A 14,365-nucleotide genomic window follows, 5' to 3' on the forward strand; every position below is an offset into this window, starting at 1 on the left:
ACTTCCGCTATGAACTGGCCCTCCTCGACCTGAGTGCAGAAGATGACCTGCTGAACTGGGCTTGGATCGACATGAAGAGACTGAGGAGTCTCAAGGTTCACCGACGGGAGGGACGCACCAGCCCGCACAAGCCCTTGGCCCTGATGTGGGCCATTGCGAGAAACGCCCGAGGAGAGCCGCGACTTGCTCCCTGGCCGGAGTTCCGTGACGAGGTGGGCAAGCTATTGATCGAGTTCGGCGGCCCCCAGTCGTCCCCGACGCCCGAGTACCCATTCTGGCATCTGCGAACGAGCGGCCTGTGGGACATTGATGGCCTCCCGGCGAATCAGGCGGGCAGGATCAGCGTCTCAGCACTCGACAGATCCAAGCCCCAAGCGGGGTTCATCCGCCAGGCCGACCGTCTGTTGAGCGATCCGTTCGTACGGTGCCAGGCGATCGCCGTCCTCCGGGAGACTTACTTCGCCGGGTTCGCTCAGCACAATCTGATGGAGCAACTCGGGCTGGCCGGCTACGAGAACGCAAGCGGCATCGAGACACTGGCGGAGGAGCAGGAACAACAAGGTCCTGCCGCTCGCCGCACCACGAACACGTCCCGCATAGTGCGTGATGTCGGACTGGCCAAGGCAGTCAAGGAGATGCACTCCGACCACTGCCAGGTCTGTGGAAAACAGTTGGCGAAACGGTTCGGCACGTACAGCGAAGCGGCCCACATCCGTGGTCTCGGGCAACCGCACAACGGGCCCGACGAGCTCGCCAACCTGCTCGTACTGTGCCCCAACCACCATGTTCAGTTCGACACGTTGGCGATATACATCGATCCGGACGGCGTCGTCCGCTCCACGGCGGACGGCAGTCACACGGGTGTGCTCCGTCAGCTGCCGAAGCACCACATAAGCGAAGCGCACCTGCGATACCACCGAGCCCTATGCGGCAGGGACGCACCGGTCCAGGAAGTACCCGTTCACAGCCCTCGCCCGGTACAGCCCTGACCACTCTGGTCGCCAAGGACTGTCGTCGGTCAGCGGGCGTCGACCCACCGGGCCCCGCGGGCGGATGCTGCGGACGCTAAGGTCGTGAACGTGTTGAGCCCACCGGTGAGTAGGGACCTGGTCGTCGTCGGCGCCGGCATTGTCGGCGCATCGGTGGCGTATCACGCTGCCCGTGCGGGCGCCGCGGTGACGTTGGTCGACGCCGGGCGGCCAGGCGCCGGCGTGACGGCGGACTCGTTCGCCTGGATCGGAGCGTCTGGCGTGCGTACAGGTCCGGCCGCAGGGCTGCGGGCCACCGCGACGGCGGAGTACCACCGGCTCGGGGCCGAGTTGCCGGGACTCCCGGTGACCTGGTCCGGCTCGCTGAGCTGGACCAGGGAGGGCAGCGCGCCGGACGCCGGGCCCGGGCAGGCGATCGTGGACGCGGCCACCGTGGCGACGCTTGAGCCCGCCCTTCGGCAGCCTCCGGAGTGGGCTGTCTGGTCGCCGGGTGACGGCGCTGTTGACTCGGTGGGCGTGACCGAGCGGCTGGTCGCGGCCGCTCGCACCCATGGAGCCCGGGTGCATCTGGACACGCCGGTCACCGGGGTTCGCCGGGATACAGCGGGCCGGATTGCCGGGGTCGAGACGGCAACGGGGCCCATCTCCGGTGCGACGGTGGTGCTGGCGGCCGGGGTTGCCACGGCCTCGCTGGGCGCGCCGCTCGGAGTGCGCGTCCCGGTCGAACCGTCGCCGTCGCCGCTGTTCCGGCTCCGCGCCCCGGCCGGTCTGGTCCGCACCGTCGTCAACACCGAGGACTTCGACCTTCGGCAGGTCGCCGCCGGCCGGCTGATTGCCGCCGCGGACTCGCCCGAACGAACCCTTGCCGCCGTCCGGTCCACTTTTCATGGCGCCGAGAGCGTCGAACTGCTCAGCAGCCGACTCGGGGTGCGCCCCATGCCGGCCGACGGTGAGCCGATCGTCGGCCCGGTCGCCGAGGTCCCTGGCCTCTACTTGGCCGTGATGCACTCGGCGGTCACGCTCGCTGCTGCCGTGGGCCGCCTGGTCGCACGGGAGTTGGTCGACGGAACCGTCGAGTCGGCTCTGTCAGGTTGCCGCCCGGATCGCTTCTAGGAGCGTCTGGATCACCACCGCCGTCGAATCGGTCTGCTTCACCCGGACGAGGAGACCTACCAACGGCCCGTCTCGGTTTCCGCCTCATTTCAGCCCCGCCCACCGTCGTGCATCAGTTCGAATCTCGTGCCCTCCGCCGTTCGGGGTATGGCTCGGTCTTCTCGGCTGGGCGGGGACAGTTGCCTTCGCGCCCACGGGGCAGGCGCTGTTCCGGTGCGGGGCGGTGAGGGTGTTGCGGGGCGGCCGGGTTTTATTCCCGGGGTGGTCCCGCCGGTGCCCCCCTCGGTGGAGTACTGGCCCCGGTCGTGGGGCGGACGGATGGTGGAGGGGCCGGTTCCACACCACGACTTGAAGGATGCTCCATGGCTCTTCTCACCACCCCTTTCGACCGTGAGTCCACTGCTGACGAGGTGCTCGCGGGGGTTGATCTGCACGGTCGTACCGCGCTGGTGACCGGAGGTTCCTCAGGGGTCGGGATCGCGACCGCCCGGGCGCTCGCACGGGCCGGGGCCCGGGTCGTGATCGCCGCTCGGGGGCTGGGCCGGGCGCGTGAGGCGGCTGCCGGGATCACGGCGGACACCGGCAACGAGGCCGTGAGCGCGGTCACGCTCGACCTCAGTGATCCCGTTTCGGTGCGCGGCCTCGTCCGCGCCTGGGAGGGCCCGCTGCACATGCTCGTCAACAACGCGGGAATCATGGCGCTCCCGGAGCTGGACCTCACCCCCGACGGCTGGGAGCGCCAGTTCGCCACCAACCACCTCGGCCACTTCGCTCTCGCCACCGGACTGCACGACGCGCTTGCCGCCGAGGGCAGCCGGATCGCGGCCGTCAGTTCGACCGGTCACCTCTTCTCCCCTGTCGTGTTCGACGACATCAACTTCCGTGAGCGGCCGTACGAACCCTTCCTCGGCTACGGCCAGTCGAAGTCGGCCGTCGTCCTCTTCGCGGCCGAGGTCGTCACGCGCTGGGCGGCGGACGGGATCACCGCCAACTCGCTCATGCCCGGCGGGATCAAGTCCCCTCTGCAGCAGTACGCCTTCGGCGAGGACATGCCGGACGAGGCCCGCGCCGTGTACGACAGCTATCCGTGGCGCAGTGCGGACCAAGGGGCCGCCACCGCGGTCCTGGTCGCCGCGTCCCCGCTGCTCGACGGTGTCAGCGGCCGGTATTTCCAGAACTCCAACGAGGCGCCCGTCATCGACCCCGTGCTCGTCGAGCAGGAGGCGGAGCCGGTCGGCGTCGCGCCGTACGCGCTCGACCCCGAGAACGCGGCGCGGCTGTGGGACCTGTCGGCGAAGGCGGTCGGCGCCTGAGCCCCCCGCCCGTTTTCCCGCTCCCGTACCCGGCCAAAGCAAGGGCGCTTCCATGAACCAGCTGCTTCAGACCCCCTTCGGCTTCTCCTCCACCACCGAGGACGTCCTCAAGGGCGTCGCCCTGACCGGCAGGCGGGCCGTCGTCACAGGAGCCACCTCCGGGCTCGGCACCGAGACCGCCCGCGCGCTCGCCGCCGCGGGTGCCGAGGTGGTCCTCGCGGCCCGCCGGCCCGCGGTCGCCGCCGAGGCAGCCGCCGAGATCACGCGGACGACGGGCAATCCGCGGGTCGGCGCCCGTGCCCTTGATCTCGCCGATCTGCGCTCCGTCCGCGCCTTCACCGACGCCTGGACGGGCCCGCTGCACATCCTCGTCAACAACGCGGGAATCATGGCGCTCCCCGAGCTGACGCGCACCCCCGAGGGCCGCGAGCTCCAGTTCGGCACGAACTACGTAGGTCACTTCGCACTCACCCTGGGGCTGTTCCCGGCGCTCGCCGCCGCCGGGGGTGCGCGCGTCGTCTCCGTCAGCTCCCTCGCGCATCTCATGTCGCCGGTGATCTTCGACGACTTCGACTTCCGCTTCCGGCCGTACGAGCCCTGGTCGGCATACGGGCAGTCGAAGACCGCCGGCATCCTGCTCGCCGTCGGCGCGGACCGGCGCTGGTCAGGTGAGGGCATCCGCGCCAACGCCCTCAACCCGGGCGCCATCGCCACCAACCTCCAGCAGCACACCGGCGGCCTGCGCACCCCCGAACACCTGCGCAAGACCGTCTCCCAGGGCGCGGCGACCAGCGTCCTGCTCGCCGCGTCGCCCCTGCTGGAGGGCGTCGGCGGCCGGTACTTCGAGGACTGCGCGGAGTCCCCGGTGGTCGAGAGCGGCGGGGCCCTCGGGTCGGGCGGCGTCGCCCCGTACGCCCTCGACCCGGAGAACGCGGCACGGCTGTGGCGTACGGCCGAGGAACTGATCGCCCTGTGAGCGCCGGGGACGTGACCTCAGTCGGGCTTCATCGGGATCCGCTCAGGCTTCGTCGGGCTCCCTCAGGCTTCGTCGGCCTCGCTCAGGAGTTGACGGGCCTCAGGGCCTCGCCGTGACCTCTCGCACCAGGCGGTCCAGTGCGGCGGCGGACGGGGTGCCCGGGTCCGCGGTGTGGACGACGAGCAGGGTGCCGGGCAGGCCCGGAACGCCGAAGCGCCGGTACCCCAGACTCAGGAAGCCGACGGACGGGTGGTCGATCTCCAAGGTGCCGCCGGGCGGCGGACTCACCTCGTACCGCTCCCAGAGCGCGCGGAACTGCGGTGAGGCCGCGCTGAGTTCGTCGCGCAGGCCTCGCAGGCGCGGATCGTCCGGGGCCTCGTCGGCGAAGGCGCGCAGTGAGGCGACGGCGCGGGCGAGGAGTTCGGGGGCGTTGCGGTAGCGGCGGCGGACGCTGTCGCCGAGGAAGGCGGCGCGCAGCAGGTTGACACCGGGGCGGTAGAAGGGGGCGAGAGCGGTGGCGGGCGGGGTGGCGGCGAGCACGTCGAGGTAGGCGTTCCGCACGACCGCCGGAACGTCGCGCCACACGGTGAGCAGTTGTCGCAGCCCCGCGGGCAGTCGGCCGGCCGCGTCGCCGGGGCCGGCCGGGTCGTCCGCGGGCAGCTGCCCGGCAAGGCGGTGCAGGTGGCGGGTGGCAGCCGGGTCGAGGCTCAGGGCACGGGCGAGCGCGTCGAGGATCTCGGGTGAGGGGTTGCGGTCCCGGCCCTGTTCGAGGCGGGTGTAGTAGTCGGCGCTGATCCCGGCGAGGCCGGCCAGTTCCTCGCGGCGCAGGCCCGGCACGCGGCGGCGGCCGGGGCCGGCCGGTACTCCGGCGCGATCGGGGTCGAGTGCGTCGCGGCGGGTGCGCAGGAAGGCGCCGAGCGCGGGCGACGACGGGGCGGTCACGAGGAGGTCCCCTCGGTGGGCGGGAAGGACGCCTCGGGGAGTGAGGAGGTGGCGCCGCTGGGTGGGGAGGGCCCCTCGGGGAGTGCGGAGGTGGCGTCGCTGGGTGAGGAGGGCCCCTCGGAGGGTGAAGAGGTGACGTCGGAGCGCGTGGCCGTGACGTCGAGCGAGGCGAGCAGCGCGGCCTCCCGGCTGCCGGGCGCAGCGTGGTAGACCACGAGGACCTGCCCCTCGTCGGGCAGAAGGCTCAGCTTCTCGTACGAGAGGTCGAGAACACCGAGCGTGGGGTGGACAAGGCGGGTGCCTCCCGCGGTGCGCGGGCGCACGTCGTGCCGGTCCCACAGCAGTCTGAACTCCTCGCTGCCCGACCTGAGTTCGGCGATGAGTGCGGCGAAGCGCGGATCGGTCGGCGCGGGTCCCGCCTGGGCGCGCACGGAAGCGACGACGGAGGCGCTGACGCGGTCCCAGTCGTCGTAGAGCACGCGGACGCGGTCGCTGAGGAAGGTGGCACGCAGCAGGTTGACGCCGGTGCGGTAGCTGGGCGAGAGCGCGGTGGCCAGGGGATTGGCGACAAGGACGTCGTGGTAGCGGCCCTGGACGAAGGCGGGGGTGTCGGTGCGGCTGAGCACGAGCCGGCGTACGGGCTCGGGGACGGTCTCCGGGGCATACGGCGCCGGGTATGCGGGGCGGCCCCGGGCGAGGGCGTGGAGGTGTACGCGGGCGTCGGCGTCGAGACGCAGGACGCGGGCGAGCGCGTCGGTCACCTCGGGTGAGGGGCGCCGGTCCCGGCCGCGCTCCAGGCGCAGGTAGTACGCGGCGGAGATCCCGGCGAGCGCGGCGACCTCCTCCCGCCGCAGCCCCGGCAGCCGCCGGTGCGGCGAGGCGGTGAGACCCACCTCCTCGGGCCGCACGAGGGCCCGCCGTGCGTGCAGGAAGTCGCCGAGGGAACTGGTGGAGGGAGCCACGTCCTCCACCGTAGACGAGGTCACCGCGAAGGGGCGGCCGGACGAGCGGGGGCCAGGGGACAGCCCCGGGGGGGGATGGCCGGGGGCGGCCGGGGCGGCTCCACGGCTTGAGCACCGCGGCCACAGCGACCGGCCCGCCGTGCCCACCGTGCCCGCCCTGGCACGCGGGCCGGGCGTCAGCGGCGGCTAGAGTCCGCCCCGTGAGCGAGCACGAGCACGAGCACGAAGCGAGGATGGCCCGCCCTCGTATGGCCGCCGGCGCCCTCTTCTTCGATGACGCCGGTCGAGTCCTGCTCGTCGAACCCTCGTACAAGGACTACCGCGACATCCCTGGTGGATACGTCGAGCGGGGGGAGTCGCCCCGGCAGGCCTGCGTGCGCGAAGTCCACGAGGAGCTGGGCATCAAGCCCGCCATCGGCCGCCTGCTGGTCGTGGACTGGGCGCCGAACCCGGGAGAGGGCGACAAGGTCCTCTATCTCTTCGACGGAGGCCGCCTCACGGCGGACGAGTGTCAGCGCATCGCGCTCCAGGCCAACGAGATTCGCGGCTATGCCTTCCACGGCATCGGAGAGTTGCCGGAACTCACCATTCCCCGCCTCGTACGCCGTATCACCGCCGGCATCGAGGCCCGCGCCGGCGGCGTGACCGCCTACCTTGAGCATGGAACGACGCCGGAAGCGGCCGCCTGACGCAGGGGGCACCGGCACCGGTCGCCTCGTCGGAGGGCTTCAGAGAGCCGCCGCCACCCCCTCCGCGGCGGGCTGTGCGGCGAAGGCGGTGGTGGTGGCGAGTGCGGCAGTGGCGAGTGCGGCAGTGGCGACCGCGGCCGCGCCTTCGGAGCCGCGCGCAGGTGCCGTGAGGGGGATCACAAAGGCAACGCCCGGCTGACTCGCAACCTTCTGGCGGTCCGGCCGATCACACCGGTGTACGCACGTATGGCCGCGTCGCGGTCTTCCTCTCCAACGGAAGGGTTCTATGAAGCTCCACCGCGTTCTGGCGACCGCAGCCGTCACGGCTGTCATCGGCCCCATAGCCCTGTTCGTGGCCCCGGCCGCGTACGCGACGGGCGACACTCCGGCCGACGGCGCGCCCCCCGCATCGGCTTCCCCGGCGCCCGCGTCCACCGCGTCCCCCGCGCCCGCATCGTCCGCCCCCGCGCCGTCCGCGCCCGCGACGGCCCCGGAGACGGCCCCCGAGCAGTCGGCCGACGGGGCGATTCCCGCCGCGGTGGCCGTTCCGGCCGCTGCGCGGTCGGCCGCGAAGCTGGGCGCCGAGCCGTCTCCGACGTATACGCGCCCGACGTTCTGCTCCGGCATCCCGGACGAGGAGCGCGGCAAGACGTCGCTGCGCGGGCTCCCGGGCACGATCGTCGCCGGGTCGGGCTGGCACGACTTCGTCTACCGCGTGACCAACGTATCCACGATCAAGGTGATGGAGACCGACATCTCCCTCTACCTCGGCACCGGCGACCCGGAGATCGACGACATCGCCCAACTGGGCGTCACCGTCGAGTGGTTCAACTCCGCCACCGGACAGTGGAAGGCCATCGAGGGCGAGGGCGCCGACGTCCTGGACAACGAGGAGTTCGCCACCGTCAAGACCCTCGCACCGGGCGAGTACGCGGACGCCGAGATGCGCGTCAAGGTCGGCGAGAAGGCCAAGGCCGGCACCGGCTACTTCTTCACCATCGGCCACTCGTACGGCGAAGACGGACAGTGCGGCTTCGACGACATCAGCCAGTTCGACTTCACGATCCTCGCCTCCGGCAGCGAACCCGGCAAGGTGGTGGACTCCGAGGGCAAGCCCGGCGCGGTGGAGGACATCAAGGGCGGCGACACCAAGGGCGAGGGCGTCCACGGTGAGCCCGGCGGTGGGAACCAGCCCGCGCCGCAGGGCGGGCTCGACGCGATTCCGCTCAGCGGCTCGCTCGCCGAGACCGGCTCGTCGAACGCCATGCCGACCACCGCCGCCATCGGCGGAGCCGCGGTCGTCATGGGTGCCGGGGCCGTGTTCGCCGTGCGTCGTCGTCGGGCCGGATCCGCCGCGTAGTCGCGCGGCCTCATAGGCGGCGGGCGCGCTCCTGTCGCCCCGAAGCCCGGGGCCCGGAGCCGGAATTCGGGGTCCGCGGTCCGGGGTCCGATAGGGGCGCCCCCTACGCCTCGGCCAGCAGCGGGTCGAAAGCGGTCGAGCGCGAACGACCCGACATGAAGGAGAGGAAGTCCTTCACGAAGGCGCTCCGGGAGTACCTCGCACCGTGGCCGCCGTCGGCGTCGGCGTCGGCGTCGCCACTGACGTCAGCGCCGACGTCGATGCCGGCCACGGTGCGCCGGAACGCGGTCCGGAACAGGGCCCGGTACTCGTCCGCGTCGATGGACCCGTCGCCGTCCGCGTCGGTGGCGCCGAAGAGTACCTCGGCGACCCTGATCAGCGCGGGCCCCGCGAGGGAGGGCACACCGGCGGCGTACTCCTCCTTGCTGATACGGCCGTCGCCGTCCACGTCCAGAGCCGCCTGGAGTTCCTTCCACCACTCGGCGTACGCGTGGTAGAGCTTGGTCTCCGCCGGTTCGTCCAGATCGAGGCGGGACGACAACTCCCTTGCCATGGCGGCGAGATCGGGCCAGTCCAGATAGCCGTCCCCGGTCTGGTCGAGTACCGCCGTGAAGAACTCTTCCGCGTCCCGTTGTGGTCCGGCGCCCCCGGCCGGGCCGGGCTGCGCGGGGAAGGGAGTGACCAGCCGGAGCAGGGCGCCGGCTCTCTTCATCCGGCCGCGCAGCGCGGTGAGCGTCGCGAGGTGGGGGTCGTCGCTGTCCGGGGACAGGAAGAGCAGGCTGGTGACGTTCTCGGCCTGAACCCAGTCGTCGGGCAGGAAGCGTGCCAGACCGGTGGCCAGGTAGACGCTCTGCATCAGCGCCTGCGCGCCGGGGATTTCGGGCAGACCGGCCCGGCGCCGGAAGGATTCGGGGAGCGACGCCACGGTGATCGCGCCGAGGACCGGGCCGGCGAGCGCGCGACCCGCCGCCCAGAGGGTGGGCAGGCCGTGCAGCAGGGGCGGCGCGGGGAGATGGTCGAAGAGCTTGTAGAGGATGATGCGCAGGGCTTCGGTGTCCTCCAGCTCCTCCTCGACCATGTGGTCGTAGTACTGCCAGAACTCCTTCAGCGTGGGCGGCAGATGGCCGGCCCCGTCCCCCAAGGCCGCCAGGAACGCCTGGAATTCGGCGTAGAGCTGTTCCATGGTGGCCCGGTCGAGCGGCTGCCCGCTCAGTCGGCACATGGTGACGGAGCTCTCGAACAGCGTCGCGACCACCCAGGCGCGGACCTCGGGGTCCATCGCGTCGTACGGCCGGTCCCGCGCGTCCGTACCGCTCAGCCGCGCGTGCAGACGGTTGAGCCGTGCCGCCTCCCTCTGCCGGATCCCCTCGTCGGGGCCGAACATGCGTTGCAGGCTGACGAGGGTGTTGCGCAGCCGCCGCCACGGGTGCGTCACGAACGTCGAGTTGTCGATCAGGGCCGCGCCGATCTGCGGGTGAGCGGCCTCCAGCACCGTGGCCCTGAGGACGGCCAGTGCCCAGCGCGGATCGTTGAAGAACCGCTGGAACTGCGAGTCGGGGCCGAACAGAGCTCCGGGCCCGGTCCCGGGAGCGGGGGTCGGCCGGGCGGGGTCACGGTCGTGACCGGCGGCCTCGGAACGGGGGTGCTGGGGGCGGCTGTCGCCGGTGTCCGTCACGGGTGGGGTTCTCCGTTCGCTCGCGGAGTCACGCCGCCGAAGCGGCGGTCGCGTTGCCGGTAGGAGTGCAGGCACTCCAGGAAGTGCGGCGCGTGGAAGTCGGGCCAGAGCACCGGCGGGAAGATCCACTCGGCGTAGGCGACCTGCCACAGCATGAAGTTGGAGATGCGCTGTTCTCCGGAGGTCCGGATGACGAGGTCGACATCGGGGGTGTCGGGGAAGGGCAGATGGGCCGCGAAGTGCCGCTCGTCGACGGCATCGGCGGACACCCCGCTGCGGATGAGGGACCGTGCCGCCTCGACGATGTCTCTGCGTCCGCCGTGGTCGAACGCCACGGTCAGCGTCATGCCCCGGTTCTCGCCGGTCAGCGTCATCAGATCGGCGAAGTCCCGGGCCAGCGGTGCCGGAATCCGCGGGTCCGCCACCCCCAGGAACCGGCAGCGGATGCCGCGCGCGTGCAGCAGCGCGGCATGCTTGCGCACCACGCGACGCACCAGTCGCATGAGGAAGTCGATCTCGCCGCTCGGGCGCCGCCAGTTCTCGGTGGAGAACGCGTACAGGCTCAGCCACTCCACCCCCGCCGCACGCGCCGCCTCGATGATGTCGATCACCGCTGTCTCCGCGGCGCGATGGCCTGACGTACGCGGCAGGGACCGCTGTGCCGCCCACCGGCCGTTCCCGTCCATCACACAGGCGACGTGGCGCGGCACGTCCCGTCGCCGATCGTCACCGGCCGGGCGACGCGTGTGCGCGGGGGCCGGCGGAGGGGCGGAAGTGCCGCGGTCTGCTTCAGCCGTCACCTGTGCTCCCCCCGGGCTGTCACTGCTCACTCCCCGCCGCGAGACTTATTCCCCGCCATGAGACTCACTCCCCGCCATGAGCGCCGCCGAGATGGACCCTCAGCAGAGTGCCGGTACGTCAGCGCGGGCGTGTCGCACTCTCCGCATATTCACCCTCAGTACGTACGTCCGATTGTGCGACCACCTCGCGGCGGGACCGCTCCGGCACCGGGAAGGACGGGCCGGAAGCCGGCCGGGACGCCCCGGCCGTAGCACGGCGCGCCTGCGACAATCGGAGGGACGCTGGTGTACGGCGGAGCGCGCCGTACCGTGGACGAGGGGGATTCCGTGCCGACGACGTCCGAGCCGTTGCGGAGTATGGGGTTTCTGACCATCGGGCTGTTCGACGAGGCCGATCCGGGACGGGGCCACGAGTCGACGCTCGCCGTCATCGAGCTGGGTGAGCGGCTGGGGTTCGACAGCGCGTGGCTGCGGCACCGGCATCTGCAGTACGGCATCTCCTCCCCCGTCGCCGTGCTGGCGGCGGCCTCCCAGCGCACCAGCCGTATCCAGCTGGGCACCGCCGTCATCCCGCTGGGCTGGGAGAATCCGCTGCGACTTGCCGAGGATCTGGCGACCGTCGACATCCTGTCCGGAGGCCGCCTCAATCCGGGGGTCAGTGTCGGTCCGCCCATGCAGTACGAGCGGGTGAAGCAAGCGCTCTATCCCGACACCGCCGAGGCCGAGGACTTCGGTTACGAGCGTGTGCGGCGGCTGCTGGCGTTCGTGCGTGGGGAGCCGGCCAGCGAGTTCAGGGGTACGGAGGGCATCGAGGCGTTCTCCGACCGCGTCCAGCCGCACGCCGCCGGCCTGGCGAGCCGTATGTGGTACGGCGGGGCCAGTCTGCGATCCGCGCGCTGGGCGGGCGAGCAGGGTATGAACTTCCTGACCAGCAGCGTCGTGAAGGCGGAGGAGTCCGAGGACTTCGCCGCGACCCAGCTGTCGCACGTCCGCGCCTTCCGCGCCCATCACCCGGACGGCGATCGCGCCCGTGTGTCCCAGGGGCTCGTCGTCATCCCCACCGACAGCGCCTCGCCGGAGCAGCGCGCGAAGTACGAGGCGTACGCGAGGCAGCGACTGCCGCGTACCACCACGCCACAGGGGCCGGCCCGGCTGATGTTCGCGCCGGATCTCGTCGGAAGCTCCGCCGAACTGGCTGAACAGCTCTATGCCCACGCCGCGTTCCGGGAGGTCGACGAGGTCGCGTTCGCGCTCCCGTTCACCTTCGACCACGAGGACTACGTACAGATCCTCACCGACATGGCCACCAAGCTCGGCCCGGCTCTGGGCTGGCAGCCGTCCCCGGGGGCCCGGCCCGCCTGAGGCATCCGGGACGTGCGAGGCGCCCGGGACATGCAAGGCGTCCGAGGCGTCCGGGACGTCCGAGGCGTCCGAGGCTCAACTCCCCGCCCGGCTGGGGCATGTGGGGCTCAACTCCCCTCCACCGGGGCCGAATCGCCGCGTTGGCGCCGGAAACCCGAGTTTCCGCCAAGTCCGCGTTTCCTGTCCGTTTGCCCCGTCGAAGTGCCCGCTTCGCTCGTGCGGGGGACCTGACCTCAGGGTCGTCGGCTGGACCGGGAGACGGGGCGGGCGCAGGGAGTAGGGGCCGCAGGGGGGTTCCGGGGGTGACGGGGTGACCGGGGCGCGCGGCGCGCGGGCGGTCTAGCTGGCAGTTCGGCGATTACCGGCCAGTATGGGCAAGGTGGCGCGTTTTGCTCCAACCAGAACGTCACTCTGCGACCATCAACGCCAACGAAAATCAGCGTCCTGACTGCCGTGGGGGGAGTGGCCATGGGGCTGCTCGGCGATGAGTTGGCGTTCGCGCGTGCGCTGACCGATCGGGAGAACGAGAGCGTGATGGCTCTCGGGCACCGGAAACGCTTCGCGGCCGACGCCCATCTCCTGACGGAGGGCGACCGCTCCACTCACATCATGATCATACTTCAGGGATGGGTGACCGTTTCCGTGGCCACGGACCGGGGGGCCACCCGGCTGATCCTGGGGCTGCGCGGCCCCGGTGAGCTGCTCGGCGAGATGGCCGCGCTGGACAGCCATCCCCGTAGCGCCACCGTGCGCGCGCTGGGACCCGTCGAGGCCCAGGTCATCTCCGGGGACGCGTTCCGGCGCTTCCTCGCGCTGCATCCACGGGTCAGCGGGCTGGTGATACGCCAGCTCACGTTCCGGCTCCGCAGCGCCGACCAGGAGCGGTCGGCGCTCGCGTCTCTCACCGTCCTCCAGCGTCTGGCCAGCCGGCTCACCGAGCTGTCACGGGCCGAACCCTCCGGGCCGTACGCACCCGGCCCCGTAGCGCCCCCCGCCGCCGCGGGGACATCGCCCGCGGGCACCGTCGTACATCTGGCCCAGGACGAACTGGCCGCCACCGTCGGCGCCACCCGGGAAGCCGTCGCCAAGGCCCTGCGGCTGCTGCGCGGCCAGCAGATCGTGCGCACGGGCAACCGAAGAGTGGAGATCCTCGACCCCGCTCTGCTCGCGCTCCTCGCGGACGGCCATCAGGAGTAGCGGCAGCGGGGGAGAAAACCGGGCCGGCGTGTGTAAACGGCTACAGACGCCCTTCGTCCCGGCCGCGAGGCTGATGGGGGACGGCAGGCGGACAGAACAGGGGGCACGGGGTGGACGACGACGCGATGGATGTCGCCGAGGCACGCTACGAGTTGGTGATCAGCGTCGACGCGCGGCGCTCCGGTGAGTACGACGACGTGGACAAGCCCCGGATGCGCGCCCGGATCTACCGGGTCCTGGAGACGGCCTTCACCCACGCCAAGGTGGCGCGGGACGCCGTCCATATGGAGGACCGGGGCGACGGGGTGCTGCTGTCGGTGGCCGGCCGGGTCGCGGTGACCCGGCTGCTCGGGCTGTGGCTGGTGGAGGCGCACGAGAAACTGCGCGACGAGAACCGCGCCCTGCGCGTACCGCTGGGGCTGCGGGTGGGCATGCACGTCGGCCCGGTACGCCACGACGACCGGGGCATCAGCGGGCGCGCGGTCGATCTCGCCTGCCGGCTGGCCGACTCCCCCATGGCCCGTGTGCTGTTGGACGCCGAGCGGGCCGATCTCGTGGTGGTGGTCTCGGACGCGCTGTACGAGGACGTGGTCAGCGGCGGCGGCAAGTTCATCGAGCCCGCGCACTACGCCCTGGCCCGGCTGAAGATCAAGGAGGGCGATGTCAACGCCTGGTTCCACCTTCCCGGGCGGCCCGCTCCGGTGATACCGGCCGGTGAACCGCCGACGGCCGCGGACGCACCGCGCCCCGCGGACGCACCGCGCGCCTCGGATACGCGGGTTGACGACGAGGACCACGAGGACCACGAGGAGCACGAGGACCGCGAAGACGCCGACGGTGCCGTCGGCGCCGACGACCGGCCCCGTGCCCCCCGCGCCCAGTACACCGTCCACGGCGACATGTCCCAGCACTCCGACAACGTCTACCAGCAGCCCGTGCACATCGGGCGGATCACCGACTCTCCCCGGCCGCGGAAGGACTGACCCG

The 14,365-nt window shown here is 71.7% G+C and carries 13 protein-coding genes; 9 read left to right on the forward strand and 4 right to left on the reverse strand.

All coding sequences use genetic code 11. The features are described 5' to 3' along the window. Window positions 1-71: 71 nt before the first annotated feature. The 4 genes from ACZ7LS_RS22980 to ACZ7LS_RS22995 all read left to right on the forward strand — a co-directional run bounded on the left by ACZ7LS_RS22980 (window position 72) and on the right by ACZ7LS_RS22995 (window position 4,391). The gene (locus tag ACZ7LS_RS22980) at window positions 72-989 is read left to right on the forward strand and encodes an HNH endonuclease (protein ID WP_469450013.1); all 918 of its coding nucleotides are present in this window, start codon (window positions 72-74) and stop codon (window positions 987-989) included. A 105-nt stretch (window positions 990-1,094) separates the two neighbouring features. Further along, complete coding sequence (locus tag ACZ7LS_RS22985; RefSeq protein WP_385130649.1) at window positions 1,095-2,102, forward strand: NAD(P)/FAD-dependent oxidoreductase; 1,008 nt, start codon at window positions 1,095-1,097, stop codon at window positions 2,100-2,102. Between the two features lie 362 nt (window positions 2,103-2,464). Beyond that, window positions 2,465-3,415, forward strand: a complete 951-nt coding sequence (locus tag ACZ7LS_RS22990) for an SDR family NAD(P)-dependent oxidoreductase (protein WP_382529723.1) — start codon at window positions 2,465-2,467, stop codon at window positions 3,413-3,415. A gap of 52 nt (window positions 3,416-3,467) precedes the next feature. Next, on the forward strand, window positions 3,468-4,391 hold the full coding sequence (locus tag ACZ7LS_RS22995; protein ID WP_382872180.1) for an SDR family NAD(P)-dependent oxidoreductase: 924 nt from the start codon (window positions 3,468-3,470) through the stop codon (window positions 4,389-4,391). Window positions 4,392-4,490: 99 nt separating this feature from the next. On the opposite strand, the gene ACZ7LS_RS23000 is transcribed toward ACZ7LS_RS22995, so the two are convergent. Together ACZ7LS_RS23000 and ACZ7LS_RS23005 are read right to left on the reverse strand one after the other, a co-directional pair. Then, window positions 4,491-5,333, reverse strand: a complete 843-nt coding sequence (locus ACZ7LS_RS23000; RefSeq protein ID WP_385130651.1) for a helix-turn-helix domain-containing protein — start codon at window positions 5,331-5,333, stop codon at window positions 4,491-4,493. Then, window positions 5,330-6,295: a helix-turn-helix domain-containing protein gene (locus ACZ7LS_RS23005; RefSeq protein WP_385130653.1), complete on the reverse strand. Its 966-nt coding sequence runs from the start codon at window positions 6,293-6,295 to the stop codon at window positions 5,330-5,332. The genes ACZ7LS_RS23000 and ACZ7LS_RS23005 overlap by 4 nt, the downstream gene beginning before the upstream one ends. Before the next feature lie 233 nt (window positions 6,296-6,528). Between ACZ7LS_RS23005 and ACZ7LS_RS23010 the strand changes: the two genes are divergently transcribed. Together ACZ7LS_RS23010 and ACZ7LS_RS23015 are read left to right on the forward strand one after the other, a co-directional pair. After that, window positions 6,529-6,984, forward strand: a complete 456-nt coding sequence (locus tag ACZ7LS_RS23010; RefSeq protein WP_382529733.1) for an NUDIX domain-containing protein — start codon at window positions 6,529-6,531, stop codon at window positions 6,982-6,984. Between the two features lie 286 nt (window positions 6,985-7,270). Continuing rightward, window positions 7,271-8,344: an LAETG motif-containing sortase-dependent surface protein gene (locus ACZ7LS_RS23015; protein WP_385130655.1), complete on the forward strand. Its 1,074-nt coding sequence runs from the start codon at window positions 7,271-7,273 to the stop codon at window positions 8,342-8,344. 103 nt (window positions 8,345-8,447) lie between these two features. Here the strand turns inward: ACZ7LS_RS23015 and ACZ7LS_RS23020 are convergent, their stop codons facing one another. After that, complete coding sequence (locus ACZ7LS_RS23020; RefSeq protein WP_382529731.1) at window positions 8,448-9,911, reverse strand: oxygenase MpaB family protein; 1,464 nt, start codon at window positions 9,909-9,911, stop codon at window positions 8,448-8,450. A 104-nt stretch (window positions 9,912-10,015) separates the two neighbouring features. Next, window positions 10,016-10,729 (reverse strand): polyprenyl diphosphate synthase, encoded by a 714-nt coding sequence (uppS, locus tag ACZ7LS_RS23025; RefSeq protein ID WP_382529709.1) that lies wholly within the window; start codon window positions 10,727-10,729, stop codon window positions 10,016-10,018. A 417-nt stretch (window positions 10,730-11,146) separates the two neighbouring features. Between uppS and ACZ7LS_RS23030 the strand changes: the two genes are divergently transcribed. The 3 genes from ACZ7LS_RS23030 (at window position 11,147) to ACZ7LS_RS23040 (ending at window position 14,361) form a co-directional block, all read left to right on the forward strand. Next, complete coding sequence (locus tag ACZ7LS_RS23030) at window positions 11,147-12,181, forward strand: LLM class flavin-dependent oxidoreductase (RefSeq protein WP_382529706.1); 1,035 nt, start codon at window positions 11,147-11,149, stop codon at window positions 12,179-12,181. A gap of 468 nt (window positions 12,182-12,649) precedes the next feature. Then, window positions 12,650-13,378 carry a Crp/Fnr family transcriptional regulator gene (locus ACZ7LS_RS23035; protein ID WP_385130657.1) on the forward strand — a complete coding sequence of 243 codons (729 nt, stop codon included), beginning with the start codon at window positions 12,650-12,652 and terminating at the stop codon, window positions 13,376-13,378. A 110-nt stretch (window positions 13,379-13,488) separates the two neighbouring features. Beyond that, window positions 13,489-14,361 (forward strand): hypothetical protein, encoded by an 873-nt coding sequence (locus tag ACZ7LS_RS23040; RefSeq protein ID WP_385130659.1) that lies wholly within the window; start codon window positions 13,489-13,491, stop codon window positions 14,359-14,361. Window positions 14,362-14,365: the final 4 nt, after the last annotated feature.

This window comes from Streptomyces sp. NPDC039430 (assembly GCF_055639435.1).

What these genes read in the sequence shown, in the direction of transcription:
- ACZ7LS_RS22980 (WP_469450013.1), top strand. Translation starts at nt 72, where the DNA reads ATGAAGAGACTGAGGAGTCTCAAGGTTCACCGACGGGAGGGACGCACC.
- ACZ7LS_RS22990 (WP_382529723.1), top strand. Translation starts at nt 2,465, where the DNA reads ATGGCTCTTCTCACCACCCCTTTCGACCGTGAGTCCACTGCTGACGAG.
- ACZ7LS_RS22995 (WP_382872180.1), top strand. Translation starts at nt 3,468, where the DNA reads ATGAACCAGCTGCTTCAGACCCCCTTCGGCTTCTCCTCCACCACCGAG.
- ACZ7LS_RS23010 (WP_382529733.1), top strand. Translation starts at nt 6,529, where the DNA reads ATGGCCCGCCCTCGTATGGCCGCCGGCGCCCTCTTCTTCGATGACGCC.
- ACZ7LS_RS23015 (WP_385130655.1), top strand. Translation starts at nt 7,271, where the DNA reads ATGAAGCTCCACCGCGTTCTGGCGACCGCAGCCGTCACGGCTGTCATC.
- ACZ7LS_RS23035 (WP_385130657.1), top strand. Translation starts at nt 12,650, where the DNA reads ATGGGGCTGCTCGGCGATGAGTTGGCGTTCGCGCGTGCGCTGACCGAT.